Here is a 12331-nt window from a genome sequence, read left to right as displayed (position 1 = left end):
TTATTATTTCTTGATTAGTTTTGCATTCGCCGTTTTATTGTTATCCGTCTTTATCATCACTAGGTAAGCTCCCTGGATCAAATTCTGAGTATTAATCTTCGTTACTTTATTTTTCGTTTTCAAACTCTGCAACTGTCTTCCACTCATGTCGTAGAGAATAATATACGCTTCTTTAAATCCGATGCCTATTTCGACATAGGCATAATCTGACACAGGGTTTGGATAAATTTTGATGTCCTGTTTTTCAATAAGCTGATCTATCTGTTTATCACCAAGTTTTACGATCTTCCAATTTTCTTTTCCAAGTTCTTCTGCGCTGGTTCCTGCAAGGAGAATTGAACCATCTCTGTTCAGCTTAATATCTGAAAGCCTTTCTTCTTTTTTACGGGATTCACCTTTTACATGCTCTCTCCACTGCTCGTTTCCGTCCACGTCTGTGTAAAGCAACCAGAATGTTTCGTCGTCTGTTTCAATACGTCCTTCTGCCTGAGTATATCCTCCTAGAAGAATCCCTTTTGAAGATTTATCATCCGATGAATGAAGGACACTCATTCCCATTAAAATATCCCGATTCCCGAAATTGAAGGACTTTTGCCACATTTCATCGCCCCTTTCGTTTAAAGAGATCAACCATAAATCTGTTCCTTCTTTAATACCAACCGTTTTGTTTCCTGACCTTTCAGATCTGGATTCCCCACCAATTACATATCCATTTGAGGTTAAAGCTAGGGTTCTCAAATGATCATCGCCTTTTCCTCCAAAGTTCTTTTCCCATTCTACTTTTCCGGTTTTGTCGAGCTTCAAGATCCAGTAGTCGCCTTCACCGAAGTTTTCTGTTTTCTTCGAACCTCCTACATCACTTCTTGAATAGATCCCCACCAATACACCGCCGTCGCGGGTCGGGATCATTTTTTCCACTTCATCAAATCCTTTTCCACCTAAAACAGATTGAGACAGTTCTTTTCCGTCTTTATCCAGCTTTATGATTAAAACATCTTTTGAACCGAATCCTTTAGAAGAGTTTTGAATGTTTCCTGCTACAAAGAAACCCATATCGGTAGTCTGTACCACAGAACGGGCCTCTTCATCCGATGATGACCCCAGAGTTTTCTGCCACAATTCATCTCCGAATTCATTGAGCCGGATCAGCCAGATGTCAGACCCTCCTTTGGAATCGTCTTTCTTGTCCTGACTCTTTCCGGAAAGCGAAGTTCCTGATACAAGAAATCCTCCGTCCTGAGTAACCACAGAACCTGAGAGGTAATCATGGTTATTTCCGGAGAAATATTTCTCCCAGACCTGTTCTCCCTGCTGATCGAGTTTAACCAGATGGAAATCATATCCGTTATTCTGCTTACTGCTTCCAGCCTGAAGCTTATTGCTCTGTATTGAACTGCCAGTAATAAGATACTGTCCATCAATGGTTGTGGTAACTTGGTTTAGAAAATCCTGGGTAGAGGATCTAATATCTTTCTGCCATAAAATATTTTGAGCAGATACGTTAAACAATGTGCACAGCAATAGTGCGCTGAAAATGTTTTTTCTCATAGGCGTTTGAGTTTTTAAGTTGTGAACTTATTGATTGTATTGATTTCCCACAATGGGGAAAACCCCATATTTCTTATCAGGGAGATTAATCCCTTACATTACTATTACCACAAAACTAGTTGAGTATAGCGACAGAACCTGTCGTATTATATGCAGATACAATTTTTATTGCTTTTCAGCAGAATATATTCGTTAATGGCTAAAGTATAATAATAATTTCAGCCGCATTATAACCCAGATTATAATCTTTATAACCTGGGTTATAAAATTCAGAAGGCTATATTTTATTACATTTTATATTCTTGGCTATTGGGAGACGGATCAAATGGTATCTCATACAGCCTACTGGAGAAGCTATTGAAACGAGGCTAGCTATTTTGCCTTAGGCGCATAATAGAGTGATGAAAATATATTCATATTTACATGGTAAAAAGGCTTAAAAACTGGTTTTGAGCCAATGTAAAAATCTATAAGATCTGTAAGGAGAAATCTTTTGTAAAGCTCTATATCAAAGCGATAAGAAGAATGTGAACTGATTAATCAATTAATTCACTACGAGTGGATATATGTTTTTTTTAAAAGGAAGTAGCAACATGGCATCGTTTTTCAGGAAAGATACGATCCCGAAAACAGAAGAAACAACACCTATGATTGTCCAAAAGTCCATAAACCAAATATAAGAAATAAATATCTACAGTTGGCATGGGTGCATAAAGATTTTTTATCTCGAATGCATCTGGAATCATATTTTATCTATACAAAGCTGGCAAGGAAAAATACGAAAAACACAATGCAGCGTGAAAATGATTTATAAACCCATTAAATATTTTCCAATTGTGTTTTATTTTTAATTTTATAATTTAGCCATATAAAAATCGCCCTATGACTATGACACTTGGAACCAAGCTGACCAGACTGAGAAACAATAAAGGATATACCCAACAAGAAGTTGCCGATAGGCTGCAGATATCCCAGCCTGCATATTCGAAATGGGAATCGGATGCTGTAAGGCCTGACTTGGAAAGCCTGCTTAAAATCAGCAATATCTATGAAATAGACCTCAAAGAATTAGTAGATGATGCTGGTCATATTATATCAAATAATACATTTGATTCTTATTCTTCAAATGCAATAGGCACTGTGTATAATGCGACTTTTAATGTAAACTCGCCTGACCTGATAAAAATGCTGATTGATAATCAAAAAGAAATGGCCAAACTCATTGAAATACAGGGAAGATTAATGGATAAGATTTTTGATGCCAAATAAAACTCTAATCGGCCATCTATTGTAACCAGAAGTGTTTGGCTTTAGTCGGACTGAGGCTTAGATCTTTTTTTCTTTCTCTTCTTTTGGTTCGGGGCCATATCATCAGGCTGTTCATATGCCAAAGAATCAGGGAGAAAGGAAATATCGAACAGTTCGCTACCATAAAAGATGTCACATTCAGGTTCCTTGTTTTGGGCAGCCTGAAGGTTATAAATCTGCTTTTTCTCCTCAGCATTGCCGTTTTTCATAATCAAAGCATAATTCATGGTGTCTTTTAATTCTCTTTCAAAGCTAAACATTGAATCAAAGAGTGATTCACCAGAGCCTTTAAAAGCCAGCCTGTCAAATTGCCCCACTTTGGCAGAATGCTGCTCATTTTTTCCGCGCGAGTTGTTCATAGGGCTTAGCTTAATTTTATTGGTAATGTCCTTACGACTGACAATGACCTGAATATGCATTTGTTCTCCTTCCTTTCGCTGGCCTACTTTCGCCAGTTCCTGTTTAACCTCCGGATCTTTATGACTGTAATAACGAAAATGTTCAAGCTTACCGTACCATAAAAGATCTTTACTACCTTCAATGCCTGTTCGTCTGAAGTTTTGGGCATAGGCATCCATTGCCCTAATTGCAAACTCCTTCAATTTGTCTTCCGCTCCCTGATCCCCAAACTTTCCCCTTAGAAATGCAATCTCTTTTTGACTGGGGCTGATATTGACAAGAAAAAACTTAGCATCGTTTTTTCCCAATTTGGCGATGTTGTTATCAATCTTAACCCTGACTTCCTGGTGAATAACATCTCTGCGAGCTGTGCTGAACCAGAGTTCTTGTTCTCTACCATCTTCACTGGGAGTGCGGTTCTCTTTTTCCAGGTATTGCACCAATTGCCCGCAACTTGCTTTATTGTTGCCCGTTTCTGAATCTGTGATATTGATATACATGATCTAAAGATATTTAAGTGATTGCCTGACATGGGCGATAAGCTCTTCTTTCTTTATGGCTGTCGTAGCCCAGCCCATTTCTTCTCGCTGGGAAATGTAATATTCCAGTAATTCGCTGAACTGCTGTTTGAGTAAGTCCTTCTCTTTCTGCTTTGCCAATAAAAGCTTCAAACCTTTTAAAAGGTGTTCATTATGCAGTACAATAGTACCCGTTTTTTCACTTTCTGCTAAAAGATGTCTGGCAATTCTCTCCAATAATTCTGTTTGTCTGGTAGCTGCTGCTTTCAATAATCCCGCATCTGAAAACAAGGGTAGCAGGAAATCTTTTTCCTGCTGCTTAATAAAAGACAGGATACGGCTAATTCCGGAGGAAAGATCCTTTTTAAGTATCTCGTCCCCCGAATCGGCAGGATCTTTTTTACTGCGGTAAAAGTAATCCACCATCTGGCAGAAAATATCTTTCTTACTCCGGTGTAGGTTCTGGGCCAGCTTTTCCAGTTTAAGGTCTACTTCCTGAGGATAGCGGATGCTATTGGTGTCTCTTTGTTTCATTAAATCTTATTTTTCCATTATTCTCGCCTTTGCTAAATTCTTAATATCAAGTATACCGGCCAGTATACCTTTATCATCTCCATAATCAGCCTTTAAAACCACCAGTATACCCTGGGTATACCTTAATGTCCCCGGGCATCAGCCTGGGGCAAGCTGAGTAGGGCTCTGCCCAACTCCCGCTTGCTTTTTTCAAAACATTATGTTGCCGCTCAATTATTTCCATTAGTACTGTATTTATTTTTTTTTAAAAGTGAAGAAAAGCTTGTTTTTCGTAATAGCGTCCCAGCTGTGTTAGGGAGAGCAGAGCATTCACCCTGCGGGATGAATTAAATAAAACATAGTGAACAGCTTTGAACTGCCCGGTATCTTATATGATTTATTATAATATCCGCACATACAATCTATATCTGAAATCTTTCTACAAAGTACGGGCTGAATAATGAAAGTATTGATACTAAGCACAATGCCAAATGAAGCCTGTGGACGCAAAAGAATGCCATTCCCTAAAAATAGATGAAGTTGTGTATTGTGATTTTCGAGCGCAGGCGGGAACGCCTGCGTGAGCTACGATAAGCTATCGTGAAGGCAAGAATGCCCGAAGATCGGAATGTAAAATTGCCGGATTGTTATCAGGTTGTATAGCATGCTGTCAGGACAGCAAACAAGTTGTCATTACTGAGAGAGTATATTGCAGCCTGCCGGAAGGCTATCATGCAAGAAAGTAGTACCGATTGATTGCCATATGGATAAACCAATGGCTGTGATGAAAACAAGGATGCATGAAAATTAGCAGGCAGGTATTATCAATAGGTTTTGACAGCTGTAAACGATTATAAAAAGCTATTACTGTTGTCAATGACGGAAGATATTTTAATGTAGCGGTTATTTCCGCTTAATATTATTCAAGATGAAGTTTTTTAAAGAATATTTTATTCCTCAATGTAGCATCATCCATCATTTTTTTAAAACTTATCACCTCGACATACATATTGTAGCCTCTTAAAAAACCGAAATAACCTTCATCATCAGGACTCTTAGTTAAAGAATGTAATTCTTCAGCAAACTCTCTTATTTTAGGTGTCAAATCGCAGACAACATATGCATAAACGGGAGTTGAATCATTAACTTTAATCTTCTCTAAACCTTCAGGCATTTCATATTTTCCAGCCCGAATATCTTTCACATACTTTCCAATTTGCATTATTGGATCATCATCGGTTTTGTATGCTTCTCTTTTGGGACGTTTGAATTCAAAAATGGTAAGAGGATTGCTATAATTATTATCGCCGCTTCTAAAAGACTGCTTTTTATCAAATACCACCAAATCAGGTTCCCCTAAAGCGTCTTTTTTTGTTGATATTTTCTTGTCTGATGCTACAAATTCTGAAAAAATTAACCGTTCGTCCAACAACCATAAATTATGTTCTTGATAATCACAATTTTCAGAAGTTTTACCCATAGGAAAAATTAGGTTATGAATATCCTTCTCTAATTCACCTTTTCCATCTTCTTTTCTCTTTAAGAGTTGACGAAAAGCATCTAAAACAATTTTTCTGTTAAATACATAATGAGCCAAATCACTTTTTCCTATTTCCGAAATCTTTGAAATAGCTTCAGCCATTTGTCCATTATGTGAAATTTCCGGATTGTCCAAAAGGCTTTTAAGCTCAGCTCGGGTTTTTTGCTCTTTTCTAAATTTTACTTCCTGTAAAGCAAGTTCAATATCTTCATCTTTTAAATTATATGGAATTGCAGAGATATCTAATTCGTTAAGATATGATTTGTGCCAGGGAGCTGATTCATTTACGTAATTTCTTATCTGCTCGCTTTTTTTCTGAACCCGAACCTGTACATCATCTCCAAATGCTTCTTTAGAGATTTCACTCGCTTTTCTTTCAAGATCAGCTTGCCCAAAAGGGAAATACATATCCTTTGATTCTTTTGGAAAATCAAACGTTTCACGTTCAAGAGAAACATTATCATCTAAATATTTCCCCAAAATATAAGTTTTTATGATATAATTTCTCTTTGCTTTATTTTCATCTTCCTCGAAAAACTCATCTTCAAATTCCGGGATATACTTATGTAAGGGAGTATCTGTAACCTCTCTATTGTGACCCGTTAAACTAACTCTGCTTTTTTGGTTCCCAGGATAATAAATTTTAAAAACCTTTGCAACAAATTCATATTTATTGAGCTTATCATCTTCAAGGATAAAGTCTTTACTTTTCCAAAGCTTTATTTCGTTGATTTCGTTCAGGAAATCATTTAAAACAATTGAATGATTTCCTTCAGCTTCTTTAAGGATAATGGTAGGTGGTGAATAAGTATCATTGATGAAGTAAATTAGTATCTTGTCTAGAATTCTTCTTGCAATTGTTTCTATTTGTTTATCAAAATTTTGACCTGATTTAATGTTTTCTAAAGTAACGCAACTATAGGTGTCCACAGCATTACTTGCTTCAATCTTCTCATCAACAATTATTTCATATTCTCTTCCAAAACGGAAGTAACGGGATTTTAGAGACTGGTTATTATCTTTAAAAGTACTGCTTACAAATACATTGCTGAAATACTTAACAAACATAAACCTGCCAAAACCTTTTCCTCCAATAGTTTTTTTATACTCACTGTAAAATGTATCGAAACTATCTCTGTTTTCTTGAGTAAAGCCAACGCCATTGTCTCTGATTTCAATAGTTTTTACACTTGGTATTGAGTTATCAATATCTAAAGTTTTTTCTCTGTGTAAGACAATCTCGATTTTACCGTTATTGATTTGCTTTAAAACAATAGATTGGATTGAATTAACAATTGCTTCAATGATCGGAGTATATATATTTGATTTACTACGTATGTTATCAATCGTTCCTTGTATGTTAATTCTACTCATTATTCAACAATATTTTTTTAAGTAATCACAATGATTTGCTATCTGAAGGTAAGTCCGGAATGATTCTTTTTAAATAAGAGCATCAGCCAAACACATTTTAAAAAACTATTACCGTTTGTAAATTTATAAAAAAAGTATATGGCAATCGTTAAAGTACTTAACAAAAGGTCTAAAATTAAATCCAAGAACTTAAAAACGATTTAATAGCTCTTTAGTACTAAACTTTAATTTTATCTCAATAAGACTGGTTGTTTTAAAGCCATCAAAAGCCAAATGGTGCCACTGAGTGCCAATTTAAGAACATACTTCGTTTTCGGAATTAATTTCCGGAAAAAATGAAGTCATGTTATATAAAGAAACAGTCAGTCCGGAGATGTGGGATCTTCTTCAAAAACTTATGCAAGATCAAGTACTAAAAGATCATTTTTTGGTCGGGGGAACAGCTCTGGCTTTACGCTTAGGACATAGATTATCAGTAGATTTAGATCTATTCTCTATTAAAGATTTTGATATTGGTACTATACTAAATCATCTTCAAAATACATATGGAATCAAATTAGAAAAAAGTAGGTTATCTAATAACACCCTGCTAACCTATATCAATAACATTAAGGTTGATATTATCTCTCACCAATATCCTCTTTTAAATCCTGTGGAAACTGTGGAGGGAGTGCGTATGATATCGAACGAAGATATCGGAGCGATGAAACTCCACGCCATCCATCAGAGTGGTGAGCGGTATAAGGATTTTGTAGATATGTACTTTTTACTTGAGCATGAACCATTGAAATTCTATCTTGAAGCCTACCAGAGAAAATATAATAAAGATCCATATTGGGCGGTCATAGGTCTGAATACACATAACAATATAATTACCTTTGAAAGCATAGATCTGATTAAAAATAAACGACAGGATTGGAAACATATCAAAAAGCGCTTGGAATTAGCAACTAAAAACCCTTCCCATAAATTTGCACCGGAGAAAAAAGATTTGTCTGTTAAGACAAAGAAAAATAGGGGCTTACGTAGGTAGATTGCGTGAAAATTCGTAAATTTGATAATAGTTTAATTAAAAAAAATGGAAGCACCAATCAAACATATCCCCAATCTTCATCCCAAATTCTTTTGGGAGTTTAGATTTGATGAAATTGATTGGAATGGGGCTTATAAAATGGTAATCGGTCGTATCGTAGAGCGTGGCAGTCAGGATGAAATAGATGAGATTGTGCGTTTTTACGGTCGTGAAAAAGTAATTAAAGCAATCCGTAATGAAATTTATTTTTTACCTAACTATGCTATTGAAGATGCTTTAAAATTCTTTCCCGAACTTAAAAAGGAAGAAATGTACTGTTACTTAAACCGTAAGGATAAACCCTACGATTGGATATAACAAACTGCCGCTCATCTGCTTTTTGTTTTACAAATACTACTGCAATTAATTTGTAAAATGGAATCCGTCTTCAATTATAAAGACAACCTAAGAATCCGCCAAAAACAAATTTTAAAAATGAAACGCTTTCAGAGAAATGATGAATATCTCACTCCTCCGGGTTCATTGAGCCAATTACTTTCCCATCCCATCAATAAAGGTCAAAATGGCATTGATATATCAATATTCAATGATCACAGGTATGCATTTTTCTTTTGGAATAAATGGACACAGAACCTAATCAAAGAAGATCGAATTAATTATCCTCCATGTTTGGTTACGTTAGATTGGCATCAGGATTTAGTCTGTCCTGAAGATCTTGAAAAGAAATATCTGGAAAAGTTGGATTTAAACAGCAATCAGGATGTTGCTGTATATGCATGGAATAATTTAAGTAGTATTAATGATACCCATATTATGTCGGCTGCTTATCTTAATATTATTGGAGATGTTTATGTCCATTGCCGTCAGGGATCATTTGATAGTGACTGGGAAGATGATCACATTATTGACCGATATGGAAATACCCATACTATAAAAAAGTTTAAAGACTACAAAGATTTAGAAAACGGGCTTTTGGCCAGTGATGAAAACAATGTTTATTTTGATATAGACCTAGACTTTTTTACTTTGCAAAATCCTTTCAACGGGGAAGGCCCTATTTATACCTATTTATCTGAAAAAACAATAAAAGAAATGCTTGATCATAAACATCCTTTAATGCAATGGATTTTTAAACGGCTTCAGGGAATTACTATTGCAATAGAACCGGAACATAGTGGTGGATTGTTAAAAGCAAACAGACTGCTAAATGTAATCAACAATATCTGGTTTAAGCCATCACTATTTACGTCATATCCTGGCCAGTGGGATAAAGAAACGAATTGGAAGCATTTAAGATAATACCATTTTTCGGATGTAAATTAACGACGTTTAAGTGCTGGTCTGTTAATTCAGCTATGGACTGAATAATATCAAAAATATCTTCATTGATCCAGCTCTCGCTAATCAAGTTTTCCGGTATGTTTTCATAATCCTGAAACATATATTCAGGATCGTCTTCGTCCCTGTGCAGTTCTTTGCAGACATTATAAAATTCATTGATATATGTATAGTCTGAAAGTTCGATCCAACGGCCATATAATGAACCTTCATTGTATTTTTTATAGGTACCCACATACACGCGGGCCTCATCTATCTGGATTTGCTTTTTCATTTTGAACAATTTTTGAGATTATGGGCTTTAACAGTTGTTTTACAGGTGGGTGTTTGTTCCTGAATCGCATTTTTACCCGTCCTGCCTGGAATCCGATTTATTCGGTAATGAGAGGAGGAGCTGTTTTCGTTTTCTAATACGATCTGTAATATTCTATTGGGTATTTCTGACATTTTTTTATTCGTCTAAAGAGCCGGAGTATGCTTTGTTTCGTTTTCACGAGCATAAAAAGGTTAGTGTTTAGCAAGGGCAAGGTTTTTCGGGAAAATACGACCCGAATGGGTGGAGATTTTTGAAAACCTAAGGGCCTGACCTTGCCCATGCGTTAAGAACACGGAATTATCTTTGCTCTTGAAATGGAACAAAAAGCATCCGGTCTCTATCGGATAAAATTTGTGGAAGCAATCCCATCAATAATCAATAAGGCTATAACAAAGCCAATGAAAGGCAAATAATGCCTCATAGAACCATTTGATAAATAAAACTTACCTGATGAAATACCTTAGCGAATGCCAGCAAAAAACATTGGCTATGAAAAAGGAAAAACCAATTACCAGACCTCCCAAAGCATATATTCGAAATAATTATAGATATCAGCTTCCCCCAATAAAAAAGATGCCTATCGAAGAAGCTATGGAAATGCTGCATAAAGCCGGGATCGACGTAAGTGAAGAAGAAGCGGAAGAAATCATGGAATTTCTTTATATGCTGACACAAATAACCCTCAAAGAATTTTTCTCACCTGACTGATTATTCGTATATTAGCTTTACAAAGAGGTCAAAAACAAGCTAGCCCATTTCGGACTGTCTCACAGCGCTGAAATACAAAATCCATACTAAATACTTTCCTCGGTATTCTATTCTTACCCATCAGTTTTAATTTTAATAAAAATATACGTTATGGTAACTGCCGATTTATACATCAGGGTTTCTACCGATGAACAAGCCGAAAAAGGATATTCCCAAAGAGATCAGGACGAAAGACTGCGCAAGTATTGTTTTCACAACAATATAACAGTTGGACAGGTTATTTACGAAGATCATTCGGCGAAAAGCTTTAAGCGTCCTGAGTGGATCAAATATCTCATGGAGGTGAAAAAGAAAAGCCATAAAAGCAGCCTTGTTCTGTTTACCAAATGGGATCGGTTCAGCCGAAATGCCGGAGATGCCTACCAGATGATCAGCCAATTGCAAAAAAACGGGGTAAATCCCCAGGCCATAGAACAGCCATTGGATATGGCTATCCCTGAAAATAAGTTGATGCTGGCTATTTATCTGGCCTCTCCTGAAGTAGAAAACGACAGAAGGGCACTGAATGTCTTTTATGGTATGAGAAAAGCAAAAAAAGAGGGAAGGATTATGGGAACAGCTCCATACGGCTATATCAACCGGAGTATGGAAGACGGTAAAAAGTATGTCGCAATCAAAGAGCCTGAAGCCACCAATCTAATCTGGGCATTTAATGAGGTTGCTAAGGGACATACTCCGGCAGAGCATATAAGGCTAAAGATGAATCAGAGAGAAGGCAGAGGACTAACGAGAAATACTTTTATCAATGCCATGAGAAATACGGTGTACTGTGGCAAAATCCACATTGGGCAGTATAAGCAGGAGGAAGCACACTATATCCAGGGTAAGCATAAGCCTTTGATCAGCGAAGCATTGTTCTACAAAGTGCAGGATGTACTGGACGGGAACAAAAAGAAAGAAAGACCCGGAGGAAAAGTTCTTTGCAATGAACATTTTCCGTTAAGAGGGCTTTTAACCTGTCCGCTTTGTGGAGGTAATCTTACGGGCAGTGGTTCGAAAGGACATTCGAAAATATACTACTATTACCATTGTACAAAGAAATGCAGGTTTAGATATAAATCCGATACTCTGAATGATCTTTTTGAAAAAGAACTGAGAAAATTTGAATTTAATCCGCCTTTGAAGGATATATTAAAGAAGCTTTTGCTCAGTAACTATAAGTCTTTCACAGGGGGTATTGACGAAAAGAGAAAATCGGTATCAAAACAGATAGATGCGATCAATGAAAGAGTATCAAAGGCAAGAGATCTTTATCTTTCCGATAAACTCGATGAAGAGGATTACAGGGAAATAAAGAGCAGTGGAAAATTAGAAGCTGATAAGCTGGAAGAAGAGCTGGGGTATCTGGTTTCCGAAACCAAAGCATATGATATTCAGAACAGGCTTGATCATGCCCTAAATGCTATTTCAAACATCTCAAAGCGTTATAAACAGGGAGATATGGAAACAAAAAGGATAATTGCCAGTTCGATATATCCTAAAAAACTCGAATTTGATGGAACAACATTTCGAACTGCTGAAATGAATACCATTGCAAAGTATATCTACCTTACTAACAGCAAATTAATGAATAAAAAAAACCGACATCAAATTGTTGAAAATTATGATGTCGGTTGTGTGAGCGCGTCAGGATTCGAACCTGAGACCGTCCCGATTAAAAATCGGGATGCTCTATC

12 protein-coding genes are annotated in these 12331 nt (G+C 36.3%); 6 read left to right on the top strand and 6 right to left on the bottom strand.

What is annotated here, in order from left to right; genetic code table 11:
• Nucleotides 1–3 precede the first annotated feature (3 nt).
• Complete coding sequence (locus IW22_RS16000) at nucleotides 4–1548, bottom strand: T9SS type A sorting domain-containing protein (protein WP_034728363.1); 1545 nt, start codon at nucleotides 1546–1548, stop codon at nucleotides 4–6.
• 544 nt (nucleotides 1549–2092) lie between these two features.
• Complete coding sequence (locus IW22_RS24725; RefSeq protein ID WP_262483632.1) at nucleotides 2093–2215, bottom strand: hypothetical protein; 123 nt, start codon at nucleotides 2213–2215, stop codon at nucleotides 2093–2095.
• Between the two features lie 215 nt (nucleotides 2216–2430).
• On the opposite strand from IW22_RS24725, the gene IW22_RS15995 reads away from it, so the two are divergent.
• Nucleotides 2431–2817, top strand: coding sequence for a helix-turn-helix domain-containing protein (locus IW22_RS15995; RefSeq protein ID WP_051891269.1), 387 nt, complete (start codon nucleotides 2431–2433; stop codon nucleotides 2815–2817).
• A 41-nt stretch (nucleotides 2818–2858) separates the two neighbouring features.
• Here IW22_RS15995 and IW22_RS15990 read toward each other — a convergent pair whose 3' ends face one another.
• From IW22_RS15990 to IW22_RS15980, 3 genes are all read right to left on the bottom strand, one after another.
• Complete coding sequence (locus IW22_RS15990; protein WP_034728362.1) at nucleotides 2859–3755, bottom strand: DUF5712 family protein; 897 nt, start codon at nucleotides 3753–3755, stop codon at nucleotides 2859–2861.
• A 3-nt stretch (nucleotides 3756–3758) separates the two neighbouring features.
• Entirely contained in the window at nucleotides 3759–4307 is a 549-nt protein-coding gene (locus IW22_RS15985) for a BfmA/BtgA family mobilization protein (protein ID WP_034728361.1), read from the bottom strand.
• 898 nt (nucleotides 4308–5205) lie between these two features.
• The gene (locus IW22_RS15980) at nucleotides 5206–7200 is read right to left on the bottom strand and encodes an ATP-binding protein (RefSeq protein WP_034728358.1); all 1995 of its coding nucleotides are present in this window, start codon (nucleotides 7198–7200) and stop codon (nucleotides 5206–5208) included.
• Between the two features lie 343 nt (nucleotides 7201–7543).
• Here IW22_RS15980 and IW22_RS15975 point away from each other — a divergent pair, with 343 nt between their 5' ends.
• Genes IW22_RS15975 through IW22_RS15965 form a run of 3 tightly spaced genes read left to right on the top strand, consistent with a single transcriptional unit; the run spans nucleotide 7544 to nucleotide 9532 of the window.
• Nucleotides 7544–8233, top strand: a complete 690-nt coding sequence (locus IW22_RS15975; protein WP_034728355.1) for a nucleotidyl transferase AbiEii/AbiGii toxin family protein — start codon at nucleotides 7544–7546, stop codon at nucleotides 8231–8233.
• 45 nt (nucleotides 8234–8278) lie between these two features.
• Complete coding sequence (locus IW22_RS15970) at nucleotides 8279–8590, top strand: DUF6922 domain-containing protein (protein ID WP_051891268.1); 312 nt, start codon at nucleotides 8279–8281, stop codon at nucleotides 8588–8590.
• A gap of 57 nt (nucleotides 8591–8647) precedes the next feature.
• On the top strand, nucleotides 8648–9532 hold the full coding sequence (locus IW22_RS15965; protein ID WP_034728353.1) for a UPF0489 family protein: 885 nt from the start codon (nucleotides 8648–8650) through the stop codon (nucleotides 9530–9532).
• Here IW22_RS15965 and IW22_RS15960 read toward each other — a convergent pair.
• Nucleotides 9477–9845, bottom strand: coding sequence for an antirestriction protein ArdA (locus tag IW22_RS15960; RefSeq protein ID WP_051891267.1), 369 nt, complete (start codon nucleotides 9843–9845; stop codon nucleotides 9477–9479). The genes IW22_RS15965 and IW22_RS15960 overlap by 56 nt on opposite strands.
• A 492-nt stretch (nucleotides 9846–10337) precedes the next feature.
• Here IW22_RS15960 and IW22_RS15955 point away from each other — a divergent pair, with 492 nt between their 5' ends.
• Together IW22_RS15955 and IW22_RS15950 are read left to right on the top strand one after the other, a co-directional pair.
• Entirely contained in the window at nucleotides 10338–10595 is a 258-nt protein-coding gene (locus tag IW22_RS15955; RefSeq protein ID WP_034728341.1) for a hypothetical protein, read from the top strand.
• Between the two features lie 150 nt (nucleotides 10596–10745).
• Nucleotides 10746–12331, top strand: a 1586-nt coding sequence (locus tag IW22_RS15950; protein WP_117616590.1) for a recombinase family protein, incomplete at its 3' end; no start/stop codon positions are given.

It is taken from the genome of Chryseobacterium sp. JM1 (assembly GCF_000737715.1).
Taxonomy (GTDB): Bacteria; Bacteroidota; Bacteroidia; order Flavobacteriales; family Weeksellaceae; genus Chryseobacterium.
This window is presented reverse-complemented; position numbering and strand designations above follow the sequence as displayed.